We start from the raw sequence: 24,927 nt of genomic DNA on the forward strand, positions 1-24,927 counted from the left end.
AAGAAAGAATCACCGACCAATGGTCTATATTTTTCGACGAACGGGCAGAAAAAAAATAGGTAAATCCGCTATTTTATTTGAAAGAAGTTCAATTTGCTGTATGTTTAAAGATTTTTAAATGCTTACCCTCCCTTTGTTTTAACCTTTAGCTAATGTTACGAGTAGATAGTTCTAAACCCTGTAAAATTGTTTATTCTTTATGTAAACACGAGTTTTTCGGTTATCTGATAGAGCCTCATATTGTCCAGCTGAACCCTCAGGGAGACTTTTCTTTGACCTATCAGCGTATATTTTCACATACCGCCTCCGAATTCGCTGCGCACCTGAAGGAAAAAGACTTCAAGCTGATTAAAATTTTGGATGAAACCGAGCAGGATTTCATCATCAAGAAATACCATAAGAAGCCGATTCGCCCCGTAGAGTTTTTCAGCAAGTTTTTCAATGATAAGTTTCTAGAGGGTGTGCGTCCTAAAATTGAAAAAAAGCTGGCAGAAGCCTTAGAGCTGATCAAAAAGGATGGGGCATTATATCTGATGGACAGTGATGGCTGGCCTGCAGAGCGAAAAATTGAACTTGCCGCCGAACCTGCTACCGTATTGTTTCATTTTAGACGCAATGCGATGGAAACGCGATATTTTCCAACCATCAAATACCAGGGAATGCGCATCGACTTCATGTTTAAAGAAGCACAGGTGGTAAGCAATCAACCGGCATGGCTCCTATTAAATGATGTCTTATACTTCTTTGAGCAGGACATTGAAGGGAAAAAACTATTGCCATTTTTAAACAAACGTTACATCACCATACCCAAATCTACAGAAGGTGCATACTTTGAAAAGTTTGTGGCCCCACTAATTGAGAAATACCATGTTTATGCAGAAGGATTTGACATCAAAACGGAAAAACATGAGCCAACAGCGGTTATTAAAGTCATTTATGTAGATGCCGGCATTTCTCAACTGCAATTGTACTTTAAATACGATACGCATGCTTTTGCTATGGGAAATGAGAAAAAAGTAACGGTACATATAGAAAAAGAAGAGGACAATTATATTTTCACCCGCATCAAAAGAGATGCGACATGGGAGAAGCAGAAATTCAATTTTCTAACTGCCCTCGGACTTAAAAAAGTAAGTCCTTTACACCATAACCTGGAATTACCTGCAGAACGCGATGAAGACCAGAGCTATGCAGTATTGAATTGGGTAAATGAACATATTGAACAATTGAAGGCCGAAGGCTTTGAGATTGAACAAGATCAGGGCGCTAAAAAGTTCCAGTTCGCCAGTAATAAGATTGATTTTGAAATCAAAGAAGACAACGACTGGTTTGACATCAATGCGATCGTTTATTTCGGCTCGCATCCCATTCCATTTATCGCGTTAAAACAACATATCCTTCATAAAAAGAGGGAATTTACCCTGCCAGATGGCTCTATTGCGATTATTCCTGAAAAATGGTTCAGTCAATATGGAAGTCTGTTTAGCCTTTCCGACGGTGGAAAGGAGTTGAAACTCAAGAAACACCACATCGGGCTGATCAATGAGCTGGCAGAAGATGGCATTGCCAATGTAACGCTGAGTCGTAAGCTGCAGAGATTGAACGATTTTGAAAACATTGCAGATACTAAAATGCCTGTGCATTTTAAGGGGGACCTCCGCAGCTATCAGAAAGCAGGTTATAACTGGTTCAGCTTTTTAAGAGAGTATAATTTTGGTGGCTGCCTGGCGGATGACATGGGTTTGGGTAAAACCATTCAGACGCTAGCAATGTTGCAAAAGATCAAAGAAGAAGATGAAGAGCAACAAACAAAAAGCACGTCGTTGATCATTATGCCAACCTCTCTTATCTATAACTGGTTGAATGAGGCGAAGAAATTCACCCCTAAATTAAAGATCCATGCACATACCGGTAGCTCCAGAAACAAAGACATCAGTCAGTTTGCGAAGTACGACATTATCATTACCACCTACGGAATTACCCGCGTAGACATCGATTTACTGAAGGATTATTATTTCAACTACATCATTCTGGATGAGAGTCAGAACATTAAAAACCCTTCTTCTAAATCCTTTAAAGCAGTAAAAGCCCTTAAGTCCAGACATAAATTGATCCTGAGCGGCACGCCTGTAGAAAATTCGGTGAGTGACCTATGGACGCAACTAACTTTTTTAAATCCCGGTTTATTAGGCACTCAGTCCTTCTTCAATGAAGAATATGTACAGGCAATTGAGAAGCGTAAAGATGAAGAAAAGGCCAGAAAATTACAGGCCATCATCAAGCCATTTGTGCTTCGAAGAACCAAAGAACAGGTGGCTTCAGAACTTCCTGCAAAAACAGAACAAGTTATCTATTGTGACATGTCTGAGGATCAGGCCGCCTATTATGAGAAAACAAAATCGGCTTATAGGAACGACCTGTTGAGCAGCATGGACGATGGTACTTATGCAAAAAAACAAGTACAGTTATTACAAGGGTTGACTGCATTGAGGCAGCTGGCAAATCACCCAGTTATGATTGATGACACTTATGCCTCCGATTCCGGGAAGTTTGAGAACGTAATCCATACCCTGGATAATGTATTAAAAGGCGGTCATAAAGTCTTGATTTTCTCTCAATTTGTGAAGCACCTGAACATTTTCAAACAGTATTTTGAGAAAGAAGAGATCTCCTTCTCTTATCTGGATGGGGCAACAAAAAACAGGGGAGAAATCGTGGCAGAGTTTCAGGAAAACACAGAATTAAAAGTATTCCTGATCTCCATAAAAGCTGGTGGTGTAGGTTTAAACCTTACCCAGGCAGATTATGTGTTTATCCTTGACCCATGGTGGAATCCAGCTGTAGAGCAACAGGCGATTGACCGTACCCACCGAATCGGACAGGAAAAGAAGGTCTTCATTTATAAGTTTATCGCAAAAGATACTGTAGAGGAGAAAATCCTTGCCTTACAAAACCGCAAAAAGCGATTGGCAAGTTCATTGATTACTACTGAGGAGAGTTTCTTCAAATCACTGAGCAAGGAAGACATTGCGGAAATCCTGAACTAGTTCGTAGCTATCCTTGTAGCAAATTATAATATTCCTCCCGACTGATCATGACAGCGCCAAGGCTCATCAAATGATCATTTGGGAGTTGACAATCTATCAATTCGAAGCCTTTGGTCTGGCATAACCAGATCAAAGCAGCTTTGGAAGCATTACTGACCAGGCTAAACATACTTTCTCCGCAAAATACATTGCCGATTTCGAGTCCGTATAATCCCCCACACAATTCCCCATCCTTCCAGACCTCTACACTTTTTGCAAATTCGTGATGGTTTAAGGCAATATACGCTTCCTGCATTTCTTCTGTAATCCAGGTTCCCGGCTGGTCTTTTCGGCCAACTTTTGCACAATTGCGGATCACTTCAGGGAAAGCTTCATTATAGGTGATTTTGAAAACCCCGTCTTTTAAAATTTTTGCCATGCTTTTGCTAATCTTTACCTGATCCGGGTAAATTACGCAACGCTCATGAGGCGAATACCAACAAATGGGGTCATCTTCACTAAACCATGGGAAAATCCCGTGATGATAGGCTAAAAGCAGTCTGTTGACACTTAAATCTCCTCCTACTGCTAATAATCCATCCGGATCGGCCAATGCCGGGTCTGGAAAGCTAATCTCCTTTTCATCGAGTCTAAAAACCATGTTACAATAATAAAAACAATAATTTAATGTAACGAACCCATCCTTATCGTATCTTAAATGAAAAACAAAGCATGAATTTATTAGGCAATATCATCTGGATCATTTTTGGAGGGATTTTTATCTTTATCGAGTACATCATCGGAGGGCTAATCTTATGTCTAACCATTATAGGTATTCCATTTGGCTTGCAGTGTTTCAAATGTGCATTCGTAGGATTGGCGCCATTTGGGGTAAAAATCACAGATACCTCCTCCAATACCGGTTGTTTATCTACCATCATGAACATCATCTGGTTATGCTGTGGTGGTTTCTGGATCGCCTTAACGCACCTGATTTTCGGACTGCTCTTCTGCATTACGATAGTAGGAATTCCTTTCGGCAGACAACATTTCAAATTAATGAACCTGGCCTTTACGCCTTTCGGAAAATCCATCAGCTAAAATTGAGGTAAAAGCCCTGGACCTATCCCTGAGCCTTAGTTGATTTCGATCAAACCAATTTTCTGTGCATGTATAAAAGCCTCCTGACTATCTTTAAACAAGCAGGTACTGATCCCTTTTGCTTCCATTTTGCTCAAGAACCGCCCCGTTTCTACTTCTTTTTCCCTACGGACATTCCTAATGTATACCGCGGCCACATTTTGTGGGAATTTCTCAGCTATTGTTGCATAAATACTCGGGTCTTTCTGGGAATTGTCCCCAAAAAAGACAAACTTCTGATTGGGAAAAACCGACATTATCCTCCTCAAACGAATCAATTTCCCTTCATGTCCTGTTTTACCGGTTTTTATTAAGCTGGTCCAGCGTTTCAATTGATTCAGCAAAAAAGCACCTTCCGGTAATCTGTTAAACCGGAAAGTTTCCACCAGATAATCATAAAGGTTCCATTCCGTACTGGACACATAGAAAAACGGGTTGGGTTGATCGGCGGTAGTATGCGATAAAGCAAGTTGTCTGTAAAACTCAGCGATACCAGGAAAGGTTTTTCGCGTTCTTGGATTTTTAATGAACAACTCCCTTAGCCTACGGCCGATTGTGGCTGAATGAGAAACCATCACGGTATCATCCACATCAGAGATGATCGCATATTGCGTGATGTGCGGCACATAAACCTTACCTAAGGACTCCCCTAGTGTAGTTCCATCTTTGGCAATGGCTTTTACTTTTACGCCATGCCAACCTGCAGCTACATTTTCCAAAGCCTCCCATTCGAACTTAAAAAACCCATCATAAGCTGTCTTTTGCTCTACTAGCTGCCCATTAAAATTAAGCTGTACCCGGGTAAAAGGAGCTGGTTTCACAATAAAAAGCTTCAAAAGATGGGCAATATTTACAAAGAAATTATTGCTGTAAATTTGTTTTGTTTTTGCTTTAAAACGGAATACATGACCATAAATCACCAGGTCGTGTGTATGTCCATAGCCATGATATACTTTTACATTGCAGGATTTATTCATTGTTAATTAAAACAGAGTTAGCCAGAAGTTGTTTGTGGTATTAAACAATATCAATGGGAGCAGGCAATTCGAGCGCAAAATTACTTTTTATCGTTAACCCCGGTTCCGGAAATCAGGAAATTAACTATTCAGAGGCCATTGGCCTCCATTTTAAAACAGCAAGCCAGAAAATTGAGATTTTTGAACTCCCTAAAAACTGTAGTTTAGAAAAAATAAAGGATGTCATCTTGCAATCGAAAGCTGATCGTGTAATTGCCGTAGGTGGTGATGGCACCTTAAAGCTCGTTGCCGAATGCTTGCAAGGACAGGATATCCCTATTGGAATGATTCCTGCCGGCTCTGCCAATGGAATGGCCAAAGAGCTCGGGATTCCATTAGAACTGGAAGCTGCACTGGAAGTAGCATCAAAGGGAAAACCCAGGAAAATCCATGCCATAAAAGTAAATGGAGAACTCTGTATCCACCTTGCCGATATCGGATTTAACGCTTATATCATCAAACGTTTTGACCATTTGCCGCAGCGCGGGATGTTGGGTTATGCAAAAGCGGCCTGGCAAGCGCTTTGGAGCCACCATAAAATGGAGGTAGAAATAGAAATTAAAGGTCAGCAGATCTGCACTGAGGCAGCGATGGTAGTCATTGCAAATGCCACCAGTTATGGCACAGGCGTAAAAATAAACCCGAAAGGCGACCTCAGTGATGATCTTTTTGAGGTGATCCTGGTTAAGAAATATACCGTGTTAGAAATATTGAAAGTGAAGTTTACAGAGCTACCTTTTAATCCAGAAAAGATCGAACTTTTCCATACAAAAGACCTGAGGATAAAAACGAGGCATAAAGTCCATTTTCAGGTAGATGGAGAGTATCAGGGGAAAGTAAATCTGGTAGAAGCGAAAATTCTTCCAGCGGCCATTACCATTATCATACCCGAATAAAAACCGGGAATATTCCCCCCTTAAGGGCAGATCTGTTAGTGGCAATATTGACTGATGAGTGCATTGGCCAGGTTGGAACCCATATTTTTAACAAATAGAAAGTCTTCACAGGCTCCTTGAAGATCCTTCTGTTTCAGCTTGCGTTTCCCATCATCGACTCTCTCCTGGAAATACCTTTCATTATAGCCCAATTCTTCTTTTAGTCTCGAGAACCTGGCTTCATCATCAGGGGTAAAAGGCATTTTGTCTTTATTTTTATAGAAATTAAGGATCACTGCAGTAAGTCCTTCATTGGATTTATAATTGGCGATTGCCTGATCGATTTCTAATTTACTTTTCCTTTCGCAACCATAGCCATTCAGCTCAAAAACCATTGGTGCGATAATGACCACTGAGGTATCATGTGTTTTTGGAACTTCCCATTTTCCACTGCTCAGGCGGATCAACCTTAATGCCTCCTGGTCTAAATCAGTGCCTACACCCGAACGAATTGCGGAATAGAAAACCTCTCCTTTATCATTCAGTTTGAACTCAATATTGACCAGTCCTTGAATACAATTTTGTAGGGAATAAGGTGGATACACCTTATTTTCCAGGACAAAACTTTCCAGGCCACCTTTTAATCTAGGTTGCGACTGTACAGAAAATCCCATCAATACCAGGCATAAAAGAAGAAACCTACGCATATCCTAATTTACGAATTTTAAATCAATGCGGCTTTAAATGTGTGTTTTAAAATTGCGGAAGGATCAGGAGAATTCAGGAGAAATCCTGCTTTTTTAGAAAACTGACAAACGCCGGGATAATCTCCTTTGGCGGTGTACAAGTTAAATATCAATTGAAAATGAAGGTGTGCTGGCCAGTGGCCATTCTCTTCAGGGATGCCAAAAGTAGCGAAGGCACTGCCTTTAGGAATCTTTTGGCCTTGCTTTAAACCGGCTAGAGAATTTAGGCTCAGGTGTCCATATAAGGCATGAAATACCTGACCATTGATTTCATATTTAAGGATAATAGTTGCCCCATAATCCCCATAATGATCATTAAATTTAAAACTGTGGACTATCGCATCGTAAAAGTTATAAACTACTGTGCCTGCTGGACCCCAGATATCTACCCCCAGGTGTAACCTGCGAGGCTCTTCTCCGCTATCAAAATGATGACTCCGGGCATAGATTGTCCGGTGTTCATCATATCCACCAATCCCGTAACGGGCATTGGCTTTGGCCAGATGGCCGCTAATCCAGTCGCTAAAAACAGCCGTATCGGCCAATACTTCCGGACTCAGCTCCGTATTGCTTGCGGTTAAATTAAAAGGATACAATTGATCCGTAGCCGGATCAAAGTCTACCACTTTCCCAATTTCTACCCCTTCCAGATTTAACGGATGCTTTACGGTTGCTGTTTCCTCCATAGCTTATTTTTAGCGAAATTAATCCGCTGATTCTTCTGTATCTGCTTGTCTAGGCTCTTTTGCAATCTTATCAAAGATCTTATCCATATGCTGTACGTACTCATTGGTATCGTCCAAGAAGAAGGTTAAGGTAGGCACAACTCTTGCCTGGTGGCGAATCCTTGCACCCAATTTATACCTGATCTCGCTAGAATGAGAGTTCACTTCTGCCACTGATAAAGTGGTATTGTTGGTATTTAAAAAGCTTAAATAAACCTTTGCTACCGCTAAATCCGGAGAAACGCGGACTTTTGTAATGGTAACCAGGGTATTTGGTAAATATGCTGCTCCTTCACGTTGAAATATACTAGCTAATTCCTCTTGCAGGACTCCGGCAAATTTCTGCTGACGTTTACTTTCCATAATTATTCCAATCTTAATATTAATATAACAGCTTATCGTAAGGATATCGCTCTGTATGTAAAGCCTTCACTTTATCGTACAATAGTTGCTTAAATTCTTCTAAATTCTCTTTGTGCAAGGCCGAGATAAACATCGCAGGGGCATTATTAGTGGCCATCCAACTGCGCTCAAAGTCTTCAATTGTCAATGTTGATTTCTCTCCATTTTCCAAATCTACTTCCGGACTCACATAGGCATCAATTTTATTGAATAGTACGATTGTCGGCTTGTCTCTTGCGCCCAGGTCTTTTAAAGTTTCATTGACCACATTGATCTGATCTTCAAAATTAGGGTGAGAAATATCTACCACATGGATCAAAACGTTTGCTTCGCGCACTTCATCTAATGTTGATTTGAAACATTCGATCAAATGGTGAGGCAGTTTACGGATAAATCCTACTGTATCCGATAAAAGGAAAGGGACGTTTTCGATCACCACTTTACGCACGGTGGTATCTAAGGTGGCGAACAATTTATTTTCCGCGAACACTTCCGATTTCGACAGCATGTTCATGATGGTTGATTTACCAACGTTGGTATAACCCACCAAAGCCACACGAATCAGTTCTGTACGGTTTTTTCTTTGTGTCTCATTTTGTTTGTCAATGAGTTTCAGGCGTTCTTTCAAAAGAGAAATCTTCTCCAGAATCATCCTTCTATCACTTTCAATCTGAGTCTCACCAGGACCTCTCATCCCGATACCCCCTTTTTGGCGCTCCAAGTGGGTCCATAAACGGGTTAATCGTGGCAATAAGTATTGCAGCTGAGCCAGCTCCACCTGCGTTTTCGCCTGTGCAGTTTGTGCCCTACCTGCAAAAATATCCAGGATCAGGTTACTCCTATCCAGCACTTTTACCTGCAGTTCACGCTCAATATTTCTCAGTTGTGAAGGTGACAATTCATCATCAAACACTACTAAATCTATTTCTTCAGACTTCACATAAGCCTGTATTTCTTCTAATTTCCCTGTACCTACAAAAGTGCTACGATCCGGTTTCTCCATTTTCTGAGTAAAAATGTGTGCCACCACACCTCCGGCAGTATCTACCAGAAATGCCAGCTCGTCCAAATACTCTTTGGTTTCTTCCGGTTTTTCACCTTGTCTTATTACGCCAACAAGAACAGCACGTTCTGGTTTAAGCGCGGTATCAAAATATTTTTGCTTTCCCATGTAAAGTACAAAGATACAAAAGTTATACCGAGATCAGCTGACTGACAAAGTCGGCCATTGAAGCTCCTGGATTTTGAGTTTTCATAAAGTTTTCTCCAATCAGAAAACCATCAAATCCTGCCGCTCTCAATTCATTGATCGTAATCGGATCAGAGATGGCACTTTCAGAGATTTTCAAAAAGTCATCAGGAATCTCATCTACCAGCTCAAAAGAAGTCTGGATATTTACAGAGAAATCAGCAAGGTTACGGTTGTTTACGCCGATGGCATCCAGTTCAGGAATCACGCTTCTTTGCAACTCATCCAGATTATGAACTTCCAATAACACATTCAATCCAAGGCTTTTAGCGAATACGGCCATATCTTCGATCTCATCAGGCGTTAAAATTGCGGCAATCAGCAAAATAATATCTGCGCCCAAAGCTTTAGCTTCCAGGATCTGATACTCATCGATCATGAAATCTTTTCTCAGGATAGGGATATTATTCGCTGCTCTTGCAGCCAATAAATCGTTGGTATGTCCGCCAAAGAAATCTACATCCGTTAACACAGAAAGTGCGGAAGCACCTGCTGCAGCATAGGCAGTAGTCACCTCTTCTACAGTCACTTTGTCATTAATGATGCCTTTTGAAGGAGAGCGGCGTTTAAATTCCGCAATAATACCCGAGCGTTTTTCATCCAGCAGAAACTCTTCAAATGAATACGGTTTACGGTTAAAGTGTATTGCCGATTCCAACATTTTTACAGAAACCAATTCTTTGGCCAGCGCCACTTCTTCGCGCTTGCGAAGTACAATTTTATCTAAAATATTCATCTTTTAAGCTTCTAACCAATTTTTCATCATTTCCTTACCGTAATCTGTCAGCACACTTTCCGGGTGAAACTGAACACCTCTCACATCGTATTCTTTATGTCTTAAGGCCATAATTTCCTGGTCTTTATCTGTGGCAGTGATGGTTAAGCAGTCAGGCAAACCTTCATTGTTGACCACCCAGGAGTGGTAACGACCCACATTGATAACTTCCGGACAATTTTTGAAAAGCACTTCTTCTTTGTCCAGCACCTGTATTGGCGTGGCAATGCCATGCATTGGTCGGCCTAGATTCAATAAAGTACCACCAAATGCCTGCGCAATAGCTTGTTGCCCTAAACACACCCCAAATATACTCTTCGTGGCTGCATATTCTTTAATTACGTCCAATAACAAACCGGCTTCTTCTGGAATTCCAGGGCCTGGCGAAAGGATAATTTTATCATATTGTGCTACCGCAGACAATTCGAACTTATCATTCCTCCAAACTTCCACTTCTCTACCTAACTCATTAACCAGGTGGACTAAATTATAGGTGAAGGAATCGTAATTGTCAATTACCAATACTTTCTTTTGCATCTCTTTATCGTTTGTCATGTTATATACCTGTGGCCATTTCTACAGCCCTGCGGAGTGCTGCAATTTTATTATTTACTTCCTGCATTTCATTTTCCGGAATAGAATCGGCCACAATACCCGCTCCTGCCCTATAATGCAATTCATTGTTTTTACTCATAAAAGTACGGATCATAATGGCATGATTAAACGTATCGTTAAAGCCCATATAACCAATTGCACCTGCATAAAAGTTACGTCCTAAGCCTTCATACTCATCAATCAGTTGCATTGCGCGGTATTTTGGGGCACCGCTCAATGTTCCTGCAGGGTAAGTATCCGCCACAACTTTAAAAGAAGAAACATCTTTTTGAAGGTTGCCGCTTACTTTCGATACCAGGTGGATCAAATGAGAATAATATTGTACTTCTTTGAAAGACTTCACCTCTACCCCACTGCAATGTCTGCTCAGGTCATTTCTAGCCAGATCCACTAGCATCACGTGTTCTGCACTTTCTTTTGGATCCTGCTCTAATTTCCTGGCCAGTTCTGCATCTTCTTCATCATTTCCGGTGCGCTTAAAGGTACCTGCAATTGGGAAGATATTGGCTACATTGTCTTTAATGGTAATTTGCGCTTCTGGCGAAGAACCAAATAATTTGAAATTACCGTAATCGAAATAGAAAAGATATGGAGAAGGGTTGATCGAGCGCAAGCAACGGTATACGTTAAACTCATCACCCAAAAATCCTTGTTTAAATGCTCTTGAAGGTACAATTTGAAAAACATCACCCCTTAAAATGTGTTTCTTCATTTTGTCGACAATATCCATAAAGCCCTGATCGGTCAGATTTGAACTTTCATCACCAATCGTTTTGAAACTATATTCCGGGAAGTTTTTATTCTGCACCAGGTACTCCATTTTCTCCAGATCATCGTCTTCATCCCCGTTAAAAGTATTTTTAAACAGGGTCACTTCATTCTTAAAGTGATCGATGGCAATGATATACCGGTAGATATGATATTGCATCAATGGGATTTCCTCTCCTTCAGGGGAAGTCGCCTGAAAAGAGATGTCTTCAAAATGCTGAATAGCATTCCAGGTGAAATAACCGAATAAACCATTAGAGATATAGCGGCTATCTCTGACTACACCTGGCTCGAATTGCTGCTTAAAAGCATCAATTTCTTCGGTGAGTACAAAGTTCTCTTTTTCTACTTTTTTCCCATCAGGAAAGTAGGTAGATAAGATGCCGTTTTTCAATACGATCCCTGCCACAGGCTGGGCACACACGTAACTCACAGAGTTCTCGCGACTGTGGTAATCGGAACTTTCCAACAAAATGGTATTCGGAAATACATCCCTCAACCTCAGGTAAATACTTACCGGAGTAGTGGTATCCGCAAGACGCTTCTTGTAAGTGGTGTTAATGATATAATTCTTCATCTTAAATCTTAGTTTTCTTCAGTATGCAATTGTATTTCATCCTCGTCGTAAAAAAAATTTTATAACAAAAAACCCGACGTGTGGTTACGTCGGGTTTATAAGTGTGGTTTGGTTTAGGTTGATAAACTATAATGTACACGAAGCTACGACGAAACTCTTTTCAGAATTACTGCGCCATTGCCAAGTATGTATATTGTTAATCATGTGCAACAAAAATATAAATAAATCTTACAACACCAAATTAAATTGTGAAATTTTATGACACTCCCCAGAATGTTCTTGCAGGGTCAGCTTTCACCATTGCGATGATCGCAGCAACAATAACAATTAAGGCAAGGCCGAAATAAAGGGCAATAGTGCGGTGTTTGGCCGTTCCATCCTCGATACGTTTCGATCTGGCATTACCAACAGTCACTAAAATGGCCGCTAAAATCATCATTCCGATGTGTTCCATTTTCCAATATCTAATCCCTGCTTCTACCAGTGGACTGATGAAATATAGGATCAATCCAAATAAAATTTGGACATGTACAAAGATCAATGTGAAAACATTTAACTTTCTATTTCCTTCGGTATATGGTTTTTTTCCTAACCATCCGGCCAATGCCTGAATGACTGCCAATACCAATAAAATTAAAACCAGGTAACGCCATCCTGAATGTGCGCTTCTCAAAATCGGATAGATATTCATATCGTGTTTTTCTTTCAAACTTAGTTAATAAAAAACAGTTTAAAAAAAAGGAAAATTAGTAATCCTTATTTAAAATCATTATAAATTAAATAACAATCGGACAGCCCATGCCACCTTGCAAATTCGAGTACTATTCACATTTATGTTCGATCTGTACACAATTGTTGACAATCCCCGTGTTTAGCACTTGGTAAAAAATAAGTTATAAACTAAGTCGCCCGTTTATTTAGGTTAGATTTAGCTACTAAAACTAAATTTTTTATGAAGAAAATTGTACTCTCGCTTGCGTTGGTATTTTCTGGTACCCTGGTATTTGCGCAGCAGACCTACCCAGTAAACGGGTCTTACGACATCAGACCGGGGAATTACGCATTTACCAATGCAAATATCGTGGTAAATGCCAACCAGACCATTCCCAACGGAACCCTATTGATTAAAGGCCAAACCATCCAATCGGTGGGTACTGGCACTGCAGTACCGAAAGGCTATGTGGTGATTGACCTGAAAGGAAAATTCATTTACCCTTCTTTGGTGGATGCATTCTCTGCTTATGGCATTGCAGAATCTGGCAGAACCACTGCAGGAGGTACCCGCCAATCCATTTTTACCTCTACTAAAAAAGGCGCGTACGGCTGGAATGAAGCCATCCGCCCGGAAACACAAGTGAATGGTATTTTCGCAATTGACACTAAAAAAGCTGACGAATTGCGTAAAGCAGGATTCGGTAGCGTGAACGTGATCAACAGAGACGGTATTTCACGCGGAACCTCATCTGTAGTCACTTTAAGCGACGAAAGAGAGAATAGTACTATGCTGAAACCGGAAGCTTCCGCAAACTACTCTTTCAACAAAGGAACTTCACAAAATGATTACCCAACCTCATTAATGGGTGCTATTGCCCTTTTGCGCCAAACCTATTACGACGCAAACTGGTATGGCAAACAAAAAGAAGAATACAATATTTCTTTGGAAGCCTTTAATAAGCAACAGCAAATCCCGCAAATTTTTGAAGCTGATGGCTGGCAAAACATTTTGCGCGCTGATAAAATCGGAAAAGAGTTCGGCAAGCAGTACATCATGAAGTCGAACGGCGATGAATATCAACGCGTTGAAGCGGTTAAAGCAACGGGCGCCAGCTTGATTATTCCTATCAACTTTGTAAAAGCATACGATGTGGAAGACCCTGCAGACGCAAGAAACGTAACCCTGGCTCAGATGAAAGGCTGGGAAATGGCGCCTTCAAATCCGGGAATTCTGGAGAAAGCGGGGATCAGATTCTCTTTAACAGCCTATGGACTGGATAAAGCAGGCGATTTCTGGACCAATATCCGCACAGCGATAGACAATGGCCTAACCCAAAAACAAGCTCTTTTATCGATTACAGAGATTCCTGCAGCCATGATTGGTGTTTCCGACAAAGTGGGTAGCCTGGAAAAAGGTAAACTGGCCAATTTCATTATCACTTCCGATAGTCTCTTTAAAAAGAGCAATATTGTATTGGAAAACTGGGTACAAGGAAAAAGATTTATCACCAATAAAAAAGATGATAAAGATACGGTAGCGAAAACTCCGGTTAAAAGAGATCTGGAGAAACCGGTTTTAAATGCAGGTACACTGATCTATCCATTCACTGCTTTTGGTGCTACAAATCCATTAAAACAAGAAAGTGTATTGTTGAAAAATGCAACGGTATGGACGAATGAAAAAGAGGGAATCCTTCAAAATGCGGACGTACTGTTGGAAAACGGCAAGATTAAGGCTGTAGGAAAAAACCTGAGCGCAGGCAATGCGAAAGTAATTGATGCGACCGGAAAACACATCACTCCGGGAATGATCGATGAACATTCTCATATCGCTGGTACTGGTGGGATCAATGAAGGTGCGCAGGCTTCCTCTGCTGAAGTGCGTATTGCAGACATCATCAATTCTGAAGATGTCAATATTTACCGTCAGCTGGCAGGTGGTGTAACCACCTCGCACATCCTTCATGGTTCTGCAAACCCGGTAGGCGGACAAGCGCAATTGATTAAACTTCGTTGGGGAAAGCTTCCTGAGGAATTGAAATTTGCAGGTGCTGATGGCTTTATCAAATTTGCTCTTGGTGAAAATGTGAAGCAAAGTAATTTTGGTACTGGTGCCCGTTTCCCGGTAACAAGGATGGGTGTAGAGCAATCTTTTGTGGATCAGTTTACCCGTGCAAAAGAGTATAAAACTGCATTGGCCATAAAAGGAAACAACGTACGTAAAGATTTAGAACTGGATGCCATTGTAGAAATTCTGGACAATAAACGGTTCATTACTTGTCACTCTTATGTACAATCTGAGATCAATATGCTGATGAATGTTGCCGATAGCCTTGGCTTTAAAATCAACACCTTTACCCATATTCTCGAAGGTTATAAAGTAGCTGATAAGATGAAAGCGCGTGGCATTAGTGCCTCTACTTTCTCAGATTGGTGGGCCTATAAAATGGAGGTTGCAGAAGCCATTCCTTATAATGGAAAAATCATGCACAATGTAGGCATTACTACAGCTTTCAATTCTGATGACGCTGAAATGGCGCGCAGATTAAACCAGGAGGCTGGTAAAGCGGTATTGTACGGTGGTGTATCCGAAGAAGATGCCTTGAAATTTGTGACTTTAAATCCTGCAAAAATGCTCCACATCGACAATAAAGTGGGCAGTCTCAAAGCAGGTAAAGATGCAGATGTGGTGATCTGGTCGGCAAACCCACTCTCAATTTATGCAAAAGCGGAAAAAACTTTTGTGGATGGTGTCTCTTATTGGGACATTGAGCGTGATGAACAACTGAGAAAAGATCAACAGACTGAACGCGCAAGAATCATAAAAAAAATGCAGGAGAGTAAAGGGAAAGGTGGAAAAACACAGCGTCCAACGGCTGAAAGCCCACGTATGTACCATTGCGAAACCGTAGAAGACTATGCTATGGAAATAAATGAATCAGAAAGGACACATGCTCATGAATAAATATATCTTAACCGTATTCCTTACCGCAGCGGCAACGGTTTCCGCTTTCGCACAGGCGAATATTTCCCCGGCACCGGCACAAAGCAAGCTTACTTATGTGTTAGGCGCCAAATTACACCTTGGCAATGGCCAGGTGATTGAAAATGGATACCTGATTTTTGATAAAGGAAAGATCACCGGTATTGGAGATGCAACGGTAGTACGCCTGGATATGAGCAAGGGAAACCTGATTCAGGCAAATGGCAAACATGTATATCCTGGATTTATAGCGCCGGTTACCAATCTGGGTCTGGCAGAATTTGAATCGGTAAAGGCCTCACTGGATTTTGCAGAGCTTGGTAACATCAACCCACATATCCGCTCTATCATTGCTTACAACACTGATTCTAAGGTTCCTGCAACACTAAGAAGCAATGGTGTTTTAATGGCACAGGTTACGCCACAAGGCGGAACAGTGTCCGGAAGTTCTTCTGTAGTGCAGTTAGATGCATGGAATTGGGAAGATGCAGCAATTAAAACGGATGATGCCATGCACATCAACTGGCCGGTAGTTCCTAAAGGCAGAGGCGGCTTTGGCTTCCGTGGCCCGGTGACTACACAGGACGTGTTAAAAGAACGCGCACAGAATTCAATCAATGAGCTGGATCAGCTTTTTGCAGAGTCTAAAGCTTATGCTGAAGGCACAAAACCTGCAGTAAGCAATGCACGTTTAGCAGCTATGAAAAATCTATTTAATGGGAGTCAGCGATTATTTATCAATGTAGATCAGGAGAAAGACATCATTGCAGCAGTAAATTTTGCGAAGAAATATCAGATTACACCAGTTATTGTTGGTGCTGATGAAGCTTACTTAATCACGGACTTCTTAAAACAAAACAATATTTCGGTGGTGGTAAAACAACCTCATGCATTACCAAATTCTGTAGACGACGATGTGAATATGCCCTATAAAAATGCCGCTGCATTGGCTAATGCAGGTGTAAATGTGGTGGTAAGTATCGATGGCTACTGGCAACAACGCAACCTACCTTTTATGGCTGGGACCGTTGCAGCATGGGGATTAGACCCTGAAAAAGCGCTTCAAACGATTACTTTAAATACAGCAAAAGTTCTGGGTATCGACAAAACTACCGGAAGTTTAGAAATGGGCAAAGACGCTACGTTTTTTATCTCCTCCGGAGATGCATTAGACATGAAGAGTAATCATGTGGAACAGGCTTTTATTCAGGGAAGAGACATCAATCTGGATAACCTGCACAAGCAACTGGACAAAAAATTCAGTGCGAAGTATCAGGCAAAACCTTAATATTTTTATTTTTTTTATTGGACGGCTGTTTTGTAAGAAACAGCCGTTTTTTTTTGTTCAGAAAACGAGGATTGCCAGGAATGAAAAACAGGAAAAAGCAGGTCGCTGTTCGAAAAGACATCTGGTTTCGGTTAGGCTTGGCTTAGGGTTCAGAAGGGGTTCAGTTACCTAAACCCTATACCAACCCTAACCGAACCCTAAGCCAAGCCTTTCCGAACCCTAACCGAACCTGCCACAGTTCCCGAACACGACCAAGCTCCATTCAGCATTTTTTTTTACAAGAGGCTCCCTCCTGCTGCTCCAACTTGGACTAGCACAGTAATTGATGCATTGAAATCATAAAAACAGGGCAAACTATTCCCATTAATCGGGCAAAAACAGGAAGAATGAGTTTTTTAGGATCGCAATAGCGGTCACAATAAGAGAAAGAAATTGAGGGCAATACCTGGGAATATTTTTTCCATGAAAGGACGTTAAAAAGAAAGTGACCTCATCCAAGGTCACTTTTTTTTAACTAACTTATTATTCATAAAAAAACTGGCTGTTGGGGAAGGAGTCGAACCTTCAAGGGGTAGTTAGCTATAGTTCAAAATCAATTGTGGTCAACCCATAAACTACGTTTATCCCATTATTCCCCACCACCGAGACAAGGAGGCGTGTCTGCCAATTTCACCACCCAACATTATTTTAATGTACAAACTTCTGAGTTTTAAGCGTTAAGTCGTAAATTTCCAAATGCACCTTATATTAGAACTGAAAAACTTACCACTCAAAAACTCATGGCTGTAGGGGAAGGAGTCGAACCTTCAAGGAGTAGTTAGCCCTTACGGGTTTTCCATATTCTCCACCACCGAGACAAGGAGGTGCGTCTGCCAGTTTCACCACCCTACAGAGTATAAGCAAATGTTAAAAGAACGATTATTTTTTGTTACTTGCTTGATACAAATGTAACAACAACCCTAATATGTTGCAAATATTTTAATCATTTTATTTTATTATTACCATATTAATAATTATATTTGAATATCGTTAACAAATATCAAAATCATGCTTAAAAAAGAAAGCCAAAATTTAGAAATTGATAACCTGGATATTGACATTTTAAAACAGTTAATGCAGGATGCGACGAAACCATATACGGAAATCGCTAAAGATCTGATCGTTTCTGGGGGAACCATCCATGTAAGGATGAAAAAACTACAGGAAATGGGGATTATAAAAGGTTCTCATTTGATGATTGATCCGCAAAAGGCAGGTTATGATATCTGTGCCTTCCTTGGCATCTACCTTGAAAAAGGGATACAGTACAAAGATGCGGTTGCGCAGCTGAGTAAAATCAAAGAAGTGGTAGAATTACATTATACAACAGGTGCTTATAGTATGTTCGCTAAAATCATCTGTAGAGACACCAATCATTTGAGACATGTATTGAACGAGGAAATACAGGCCGTAGAAGGGATTCAACGTACAGAAACACTGATTTCATTGGAAGAAAGCATCAGAAGACAGATTGAATTATAATTCAATCTGTCTTTATTTTAAAAAAAATGTTTCTTTTCTGAAACAGGAACAATACCTTTGTTATAATTCCTTATCATTCACAGTTTTAAAACCAAGGAATCATGACTGAACATTTCAACATATCGCCCCTTTCGCAAGCTGCCTGATTCTGGCGGACGCAAATCCATTAATCATTTTACTGGTATTTCTGCTTTATTGCTTTTGATTGATTTCAAAATGGCATAGGCATTTTTGTGTCTGCCCGATAATCCCATTCGGCTGCGAAAACATAAGGGTATATCCTCTATCTGAGGACGAATGAATTTTATTCAACCACATTTCCCATTTTTTTTACCCGTCCGATGGACAATCAAGAACTATCGTTCTCCAACTTGCCGTACAAGTTAAAATCAGCAAGAAGGAAAAAACGATTACAAAAAAAAGATTTCGATAAGCAACTGATTCAAATCATTAGAAAAAGAGAGTTACAATGGCAGCAAAAACTTGCTTTGCCAATGGTTCCTTTAGAAAATCCCTACCAGAAAGGATGGAAACGTCATTTTGTGTTGAGGGATGATATCGTAAGGTCTCCTTCTGCGGCTTTTTATGTTCAACTTTTGGAAAAGATCAATACGGTACAATACCATCCGGAAAAGTCTTTCAAATTGAAAAAGAAACGCAAAAGAAGAAAAATACCACTGGAAAGAAGACAGTTTCTACAGGATTTCACTGAATGGCAATGGCAGCACCGCAGTCTTAAGCTGACTGAGGAAGATAAAGCACATTTCCATTTATATGAACAAACCAGTAAAAATGGCAAGGAAAAACTGCTAAGATATCGCTTCAATGAGCCATGGCGCTATGTTTTGCAGGTAAAACCTCATTTCATTACAGAAGTAAAAATGCTGGATCAAGCGCTGGAACAGGAGATTCAACTGCTGAACAATCGCATCGATCACCAGCATTTACAGCCAAGAATCAACAAGTTAACTGGTGGCGCTTACCGCTATCAGCCTTGGCGAGAAAACTGTAACCGCAGCTATCGAAATCTATTATATAAAGAGGCATTAGCTTCCTTTTTGGAAGAATGCGAGTTAAAAAAACAAGAACAATATTAAAAGCAATGAGCATTTTAAGAACAAAAGAACTAAGTAAAATAGGTTATACGAATGATAAAGCGAGAAGTCTGGTGATCAACATCATGAGCAGATTTTTTAAGCACCATACGAAAAACCAGATCATAGAATTATTAATTAATATCAAAAACAACCCGGAAGCCTATGTAGCAGACGAACAAGTCGGCAAAATTGCCGAGACATTTATGGATAAAGTAAAGGAATGTTCCTTTAAGACTTTTGACCTCCTGCAGGAAAGCGGACAGCTAAAAATCTACGGCAGCAAAGAGATTGATCATGGGGCAAAGAAACAGATGGAACTGGCCATGTCATTGCCTATCGTGGCGCAAGGTGCCTTAATGCCTGATGCACATACCGGTTACGGTTTGCCGATTGGTGGGGTTCTTGCCACAGAAAATGCGGTAATCCCCTATGCAGTTGGCGTAGATATTGGCTGCAGAATGGCCCTTTCTATTATTGATGAAAGCGGTAGTTATTTTAAACGTTATAGTCATCAAATGAAAATGGCCTTAAAAGAACAGACGCATTTTGGAATGGAAGGCGTTCCGGCAAACCCTGCTTCGCATGAAGTATTGGATAGCCCAATTTTTCAGGAAACAGAACTGCTTAAACGGTTACAAGGCAAGGCCTGGCGACAATTGGGTAGCTCCGGGGGCGGAAATCACTTTGTGGAATTTGGAGAAATAGAGCTGTACGAAGGCAATACGCTAGGCTTAAGTCCTAAAAAGTACATTGCTTTACTTTCTCATTCCGGAAGTCGGGGTTTAGGAGCCAATGTGGCGCAACATTATACGAAAATTGCCATGAACACCTGCAAATTGCCAAGAGAAGTGGAGCGTTTGGCCTGGCTAGACCTCAATACGGAGGCTGGACAGGAGTACTGGATCAGTATGAACTTTGCCGGAGATTATGCGAAAGCCTGTCATGATGTGATTCACCAGAATTTGCTGAAATCTTTGGGATTACAAGCATTGGCAAAGGTAGAAAACCACCATAATTTTGCATGGAAAGAGCAATTAGCAGATGGCAGGGAGGTAGTTGTACACCGAAAAGGAGCCACACCGGCACATCAGGGAGAGCTGGGCATCATTCCCGGAAGCATGACCACCGCTGCTTATTTAGTGATGGGCAAAGGAGTAGAAAATGCCTTACATTCTGCCTCTCATGGCGCTGGAAGAGCGATGAGCCGACAAAAAGCAAAGGCAAACACCACTGCTTCTGCTTTGAAAAAGGTATTGAGTAATGCAGGTGTCAGTTTAATTGGAGGTAGTGTTGAAGAAAACCCAATGGCCTATAAAGACATCGAAAAGGTGATGCAGGCGCAAAAGGATCTGGTAACTGTGCATGGGAAGTTCATGCCAAAAATTGTACGCATGAATAAAGATTAAACATAGGACAAATAGGAATGAAAAAAGGTTCGGCAAAATTGCCGAACCTTTTTTCATTTTGATAGATTATTTAAACATATTTTTCAAAGCTTCCAGCTTCACTTGTAAATCACCTTCCGGTTGTGCTTTCCCTTTCTGCTCCGATTTTTGAGCAGGTTTAGGTCGGCTACCAACAGGTTTATTCGCAGTCGGTTTATTGAAAGTCTTGTTCCGTTCTTCGGGTTTTCCTGCTGTTTTCAATTTAGGTTTTGCTTCAGCTGATTTCATCGACAAAGAAATACGCTTTCTTGCCGCATCAACCTCTACAACCGTCACCTCAACTTTTTGATGAACTTTGACCACATCATTAGGATTCGCTACATAACGATCTGCCAGCTGACTGGTGTGTACCAATCCATCCTGGTGAACACCTATATCCACAAATGCACCGAAATTGGTGATATTGGTTACGATTCCCGGAAGTTTCATCCCTATCCTTAAATCTGCAATTTCATTTACGCCATCTGTAAAGCTAAAGGCCTCGAATTGCTCTCTTGGATCTCTACCAGGTTTTGCCAATTCGTTCATGATGTCATTTAAAGTAGGCAAACCAATTTCGTCTGTTACATATTGTTGCAGCTTGATTTGTTTTCTCAATTCCGCATCTTTAATCAGTTGCGCAACGGTACAGTTTAAATCTCTGGCCATTTTATTCACCAAAGCATAACGCTCCGGGTGAACACCACTCGCATCCAATAACTGCACTGCATCTCTGATTCTTAAGAAACCCGCAGCCTGCTCGAATGCTTTATCGCCTAAACGAGGCACCTTTTTCAAGCTTTCTCTATTTTTAAACGCACCATTTTCATTTCTATAGGTCACGATGTTTTGCGCCAATTGCGGGCCTAAACCCGAAACATAGGCCAATACTTGTTTAGAGGCCGTATTTAATTCAACGCCTACCGCATTCACACAGCTCATCACGGTATCATCCAGGGATTGCTGCAATTTGCTCTGGTCCACATCGTGTTGATATTGACCAACGCCAATAGATTTAGGGTCGATTTTCACCAATTCTGCCAGTGGATCCATCAATCTTCTTCCGATAGAAACGGCGCCACGAACGGTAATGTCTTGCGTCGGAAACTCCTCACGTGCCACTTCCGAAGCGGAATAAATAGAGGCTCCGTTTTCATTTACCATTACAATGGTGACTTCAGGGATTTGTAGACCGCGGACAAACACTTCTGTTTCCCTTCCGGCGGTACCATTACCAATGGCAATGGCTTCTACCTGATGCTTTTTACAAAGCTCAATAATTTTATCTGCAGCGTTTTTCACATTCCCTTGTCCGGTATGTGGGTATATCGCGGTATTTTCTAATAATTTTCCTTGTCGGTCTAAACAAACCACCTTACATCCGGTACGGAATCCAGGATCGATCGCCAATACATTCTTCTGTCCCATTGGCGCTGCCAATAACAGCTGTCTGGCATTCTCAGCAAATACGCGAATGGCTTCTGCATCTGCTTTCTCTTTTGAGAAAGAGCGGATTTCTGTTTCCATTGCTGGCCCCAAAAGACGCTTATAGGAGTCCTGAATAGCTATTTTCACTTGTTTCGCCGCCGCAGAGTTCCCTTTGATGAATTGTCCTTCGATAATAGAGATCGCGCCTTCTTCTTCCGGCATCGTCTCCAGTTTCAAAATAGATTCATTTTCACCTCTTCTCATGGCCAACACACGGTGTGAAGGCGCTGCTTTAAGTGGTTCTTCCCATTCGAAATAATCTTTATACTTGATCCCCTCTTCTTCTTTACCTTTCATTACCGAAGATTTGAAAGAAGATTTTTGCTGGAAATACTGACGCATTGCAGTTCTGACTTCGACATGCTCATTAACGATCTCCGCAATGATATCTCTTGCTCCTGCCAGCGCTTCTTCCGTCGAATTTACACCCAACTCCTCATTTAGGAAGGCCTTAGCCTCCAAATCTGGCTCACCCTTGCCTTGTTCCAACAGCGTTAACGCTAATGGCTCCAGGCCTTTCTTTCTAGCTTCAGAAGCTCTCGTTTTACGCTTAGGTTTGTACGGTAGATAGATGTCTTCGATCGCTGCAATATTGGTCGCCTCATTGATCTGACGCTCCAGCTCCGGACTCAGTTTATCCAATGCTGCCAATGCCTTCAGAATCGCTTCCCTACGTTTATCCAGCTCGCGAAGCTGCTGAAATCTATCGCGGATCGCCGCCACCTGCACTTCGTCCAGACTTCCGGTCATTTCCTTACGATAACGGGAGATAAATGGCACAGTTGCGCCTGCATCTAACAATTCGATGGTTGCAACAACCTGTTTTTCAGCTACCCCAAGCTCGGTAGCGATTATTTTGGAATGATGACTCATTTAATGATCTTTTGGTATGCTAACGTACAATTGCGGCCAAAATTAAGGCTAACAATCGGTATCCTCAAATAAATAATGTGTTAATGAATTGTTGCCCTTCGGTTAGGTAAGGCTAAAAAAAATCCCGCTGGTAAATACCAGCGGGATCCTATATTAACGATGTAATTTGTAACTTATTTTGCTACGTACATCACTTCTTTTACTGCTTTAATCACTTTTTCAGCGTTAGGTAAACTTTCCGCGATTAGTGTTGGTGCATATGGAAGTGGAACGTCTGCGCAAGTGATACGTAAGATCGGTGCATCTAAATAGTCAAAAGCATTCTTTTGAACATTAAAAGCAATCTCAGAAGAGATAGAAGCCAATGGCCATGCCTCTTCAACTACCACTAAACGGTTGGTTTTCTTAACAGACTCGATGATGGTTGCATAGTCGATAGGACGTACAGTACGTAAATCGATTACTTCCACACTGATTCCTTCTTTAGTCAATTCTTCGACTGCAGGGTTTACCACACGGGTTAACATTTTACCGAAAGTAACAATCGTTACATCAGTTCCTTCTTTAACCACGTTTGCTTTACCGATAGGCAGGTAATATTCTTCTTCAGGAACTTCACCTTTATCACCATACATCACCTCAGATTCCATGAAAATTACTGGATCTGGATCAAGGATAGCTGCTTTTAATAAGCCTTTAGCTTCGTAAGGAGTAGATGGAACTACTACTTTTAAACCCGGACAGTTTGCAAACCAGTTCTCAAAGTTTTGAGAGTGTTGTGCTCCTAGCTGACCTGCATTTCCGGTTGGACCACGGAATACGATCGGAATAGAGAATTGACCCCCACTCATTGAAAGCATTTTGGCTGCACCGTTAATAATCTGATCAATAGCAACCAATGAGAAATTGAAAGTCATAAATTCTATGACCGGAATTAATCCATTCATTGCTGCGCCAATACCAATACCGGTAAAGCCCAATTCGGCAATAGGAGTATCAATCACGCGTTTGTCGCCAAACTCGTCTAACATACCCTGACTTACCTTATAAGCACCATTGTATTGCGCTACTTCTTCACCCATCAAAAAAATGTTCTCGTTTTTACGCATTTCTTCACTTAGGGCTTCACGTAACGCTTCTCTAAATTGAATTTCTCTCATTGTATATTCAAATATTAACTGATGGCAAATATAACCATTGTAAATTAATTATAAAGTAGTGTTTTAATTACACTTTGATTTCGGGATTAATTGCCGGATTTTTCAGAGGGTTCACCGAAATGAATTATGTTCCCATTGTTGTCTAAAATGGAGAACTGACGCATTCCCCAGGGCATTTCAGCAAGCTTTCCGTTAGGATGTATGATCCCTTCCTGCTCAAATTGTTGATACAATTGCTCCACATTATTTACATTAATATAACAGCCTGTATGCTTTGGAATGGCTGGATCCTCGGTAAACCAGAGGTGAATACTGACTTGTTCCCTGCTGAAAATCAGGTAACCATCCCATTCTGAATCGAGTGTAAAGCCGAGTTTTTGGGTGTAAAAAGCAATGGTTTCCGCCTGATTGGTGGAAGCCAAAATTGGGACTGCTGATCGTAACATAAGCGCTGTTTTTTGTTTA

Annotated in this window: 21 protein-coding genes and 2 tRNA genes; 8 read left to right on the forward strand and 15 right to left on the reverse strand. The window is 41.1% G+C overall.

Going from position 1 to position 24,927, the window contains the following annotated elements; translation table 11 throughout:
* Positions 1-152 precede the first annotated feature (152 nt).
* Positions 153-3,047, forward strand: a complete 2,895-nt coding sequence (locus R2S10_RS12785) for a DEAD/DEAH box helicase (RefSeq protein WP_316840823.1) — start codon at positions 153-155, stop codon at positions 3,045-3,047.
* Between the two features lie 7 nt (positions 3,048-3,054).
* Here the strand turns inward: R2S10_RS12785 and aat are convergent, their stop codons facing one another.
* Positions 3,055-3,687 carry a leucyl/phenylalanyl-tRNA--protein transferase gene (aat, locus tag R2S10_RS12790; protein ID WP_316840824.1) on the reverse strand — a complete coding sequence of 211 codons (633 nt, stop codon included), beginning with the start codon at positions 3,685-3,687 and terminating at the stop codon, positions 3,055-3,057.
* 71 nt (positions 3,688-3,758) lie between these two features.
* On the opposite strand from aat, the gene R2S10_RS12795 reads away from it, so the two are divergent.
* On the forward strand, positions 3,759-4,127 hold the full coding sequence (locus R2S10_RS12795; RefSeq protein WP_316840825.1) for a YccF domain-containing protein: 369 nt from the start codon (positions 3,759-3,761) through the stop codon (positions 4,125-4,127).
* 35 nt (positions 4,128-4,162) lie between these two features.
* Here R2S10_RS12795 and R2S10_RS12800 read toward each other — a convergent pair whose 3' ends face one another.
* The gene (locus tag R2S10_RS12800; protein WP_316840826.1) at positions 4,163-5,143 is read right to left on the reverse strand and encodes an App1 family protein; all 981 of its coding nucleotides are present in this window, start codon (positions 5,141-5,143) and stop codon (positions 4,163-4,165) included.
* 53 nt (positions 5,144-5,196) lie between these two features.
* On the opposite strand from R2S10_RS12800, the gene R2S10_RS12805 reads away from it, so the two are divergent.
* Positions 5,197-6,078 (forward strand): diacylglycerol/lipid kinase family protein, encoded by an 882-nt coding sequence (locus tag R2S10_RS12805; protein WP_316840827.1) that lies wholly within the window; start codon positions 5,197-5,199, stop codon positions 6,076-6,078.
* Positions 6,079-6,113: 35 nt separating this feature from the next.
* On the opposite strand, the gene R2S10_RS12810 is transcribed toward R2S10_RS12805, so the two are convergent.
* The 8 genes from R2S10_RS12810 to R2S10_RS12845 all read right to left on the reverse strand — a co-directional run bounded on the left by R2S10_RS12810 (position 6,114) and on the right by R2S10_RS12845 (position 12,623).
* Positions 6,114-6,764, reverse strand: coding sequence for an energy transducer TonB (locus tag R2S10_RS12810; RefSeq protein WP_316840828.1), 651 nt, complete (start codon positions 6,762-6,764; stop codon positions 6,114-6,116).
* Between the two features lie 17 nt (positions 6,765-6,781).
* A complete protein-coding gene (locus tag R2S10_RS12815) occupies positions 6,782-7,489 on the reverse strand; it encodes a peptidoglycan DD-metalloendopeptidase family protein (protein ID WP_316840829.1) in 708 nt (235 codons plus the stop codon).
* 18 nt (positions 7,490-7,507) lie between these two features.
* On the reverse strand, positions 7,508-7,891 hold the full coding sequence (gene rbfA / locus R2S10_RS12820; RefSeq protein ID WP_316840830.1) for a 30S ribosome-binding factor RbfA: 384 nt from the start codon (positions 7,889-7,891) through the stop codon (positions 7,508-7,510).
* Positions 7,892-7,910: 19 nt separating this feature from the next.
* Complete coding sequence (gene hflX, locus R2S10_RS12825) at positions 7,911-9,101, reverse strand: GTPase HflX (RefSeq protein WP_316840831.1); 1,191 nt, start codon at positions 9,099-9,101, stop codon at positions 7,911-7,913.
* A gap of 22 nt (positions 9,102-9,123) precedes the next feature.
* Positions 9,124-9,915 carry an indole-3-glycerol phosphate synthase TrpC gene (gene trpC, locus R2S10_RS12830; protein WP_316840832.1) on the reverse strand — a complete coding sequence of 264 codons (792 nt, stop codon included), beginning with the start codon at positions 9,913-9,915 and terminating at the stop codon, positions 9,124-9,126.
* 3 nt (positions 9,916-9,918) lie between these two features.
* Positions 9,919-10,491 carry an aminodeoxychorismate/anthranilate synthase component II gene (locus R2S10_RS12835; protein WP_316841100.1) on the reverse strand — a complete coding sequence of 191 codons (573 nt, stop codon included), beginning with the start codon at positions 10,489-10,491 and terminating at the stop codon, positions 9,919-9,921.
* A 19-nt stretch (positions 10,492-10,510) separates the two neighbouring features.
* Positions 10,511-11,914 (reverse strand): anthranilate synthase component I family protein, encoded by a 1,404-nt coding sequence (locus R2S10_RS12840; RefSeq protein WP_316840833.1) that lies wholly within the window; start codon positions 11,912-11,914, stop codon positions 10,511-10,513.
* Positions 11,915-12,170: 256 nt separating this feature from the next.
* Positions 12,171-12,623, reverse strand: coding sequence for a cytochrome B (locus tag R2S10_RS12845; RefSeq protein ID WP_316840834.1), 453 nt, complete (start codon positions 12,621-12,623; stop codon positions 12,171-12,173).
* 243 nt (positions 12,624-12,866) lie between these two features.
* On the opposite strand from R2S10_RS12845, the gene R2S10_RS12850 reads away from it, so the two are divergent.
* Together R2S10_RS12850 and R2S10_RS12855 are read left to right on the forward strand one after the other, a co-directional pair.
* Positions 12,867-15,593, forward strand: coding sequence for an amidohydrolase family protein (locus R2S10_RS12850; RefSeq protein WP_316840835.1), 2,727 nt, complete (start codon positions 12,867-12,869; stop codon positions 15,591-15,593).
* A complete protein-coding gene (locus R2S10_RS12855) occupies positions 15,586-16,899 on the forward strand; it encodes an amidohydrolase family protein (RefSeq protein ID WP_316840836.1) in 1,314 nt (437 codons plus the stop codon). The genes R2S10_RS12850 and R2S10_RS12855 overlap by 8 nt, the downstream gene beginning before the upstream one ends.
* A gap of 538 nt (positions 16,900-17,437) precedes the next feature.
* Here R2S10_RS12855 and R2S10_RS12860 read toward each other — a convergent pair.
* Together R2S10_RS12860 and R2S10_RS12865 are read right to left on the reverse strand one after the other, a co-directional pair.
* A tRNA-Asp gene (locus R2S10_RS12860) sits at positions 17,438-17,581 on the reverse strand.
* Positions 17,582-17,679: 98 nt separating this feature from the next.
* Positions 17,680-17,790: transfer RNA gene (locus R2S10_RS12865), tRNA-Asp, on the reverse strand.
* Between the two features lie 156 nt (positions 17,791-17,946).
* Here R2S10_RS12865 and R2S10_RS12870 point away from each other — a divergent pair.
* The 3 genes from R2S10_RS12870 to R2S10_RS12880 all read left to right on the forward strand — a co-directional run bounded on the left by R2S10_RS12870 (position 17,947) and on the right by R2S10_RS12880 (position 20,923).
* Positions 17,947-18,420, forward strand: coding sequence for an Lrp/AsnC ligand binding domain-containing protein (locus R2S10_RS12870; RefSeq protein WP_182959096.1), 474 nt, complete (start codon positions 17,947-17,949; stop codon positions 18,418-18,420).
* Positions 18,421-18,761: 341 nt separating this feature from the next.
* Complete coding sequence (locus R2S10_RS12875; protein ID WP_316840837.1) at positions 18,762-19,517, forward strand: hypothetical protein; 756 nt, start codon at positions 18,762-18,764, stop codon at positions 19,515-19,517.
* Between the two features lie 5 nt (positions 19,518-19,522).
* Positions 19,523-20,923, forward strand: a complete 1,401-nt coding sequence (locus R2S10_RS12880; protein WP_316840838.1) for an RtcB family protein — start codon at positions 19,523-19,525, stop codon at positions 20,921-20,923.
* A 66-nt stretch (positions 20,924-20,989) separates the two neighbouring features.
* Here R2S10_RS12880 and R2S10_RS12885 read toward each other — a convergent pair whose 3' ends face one another.
* The 3 genes from R2S10_RS12885 to R2S10_RS12895 form a co-directional block, all read right to left on the reverse strand.
* A complete protein-coding gene (locus R2S10_RS12885; RefSeq protein WP_316840839.1) occupies positions 20,990-23,302 on the reverse strand; it encodes a Tex family protein in 2,313 nt (770 codons plus the stop codon).
* A gap of 173 nt (positions 23,303-23,475) precedes the next feature.
* Positions 23,476-24,462 carry a pyruvate dehydrogenase complex E1 component subunit beta gene (locus tag R2S10_RS12890; protein ID WP_316840840.1) on the reverse strand — a complete coding sequence of 329 codons (987 nt, stop codon included), beginning with the start codon at positions 24,460-24,462 and terminating at the stop codon, positions 23,476-23,478.
* Between the two features lie 86 nt (positions 24,463-24,548).
* Positions 24,549-24,908 (reverse strand): VOC family protein, encoded by a 360-nt coding sequence (locus R2S10_RS12895; RefSeq protein WP_316840841.1) that lies wholly within the window; start codon positions 24,906-24,908, stop codon positions 24,549-24,551.
* Positions 24,909-24,927 lie beyond the last annotated feature (19 nt).

Source organism: Pedobacter gandavensis (assembly GCF_032678745.1).
In the GTDB taxonomy this organism is placed as follows: domain Bacteria; phylum Bacteroidota; class Bacteroidia; order Sphingobacteriales; family Sphingobacteriaceae; genus Pedobacter; species Pedobacter gandavensis_C.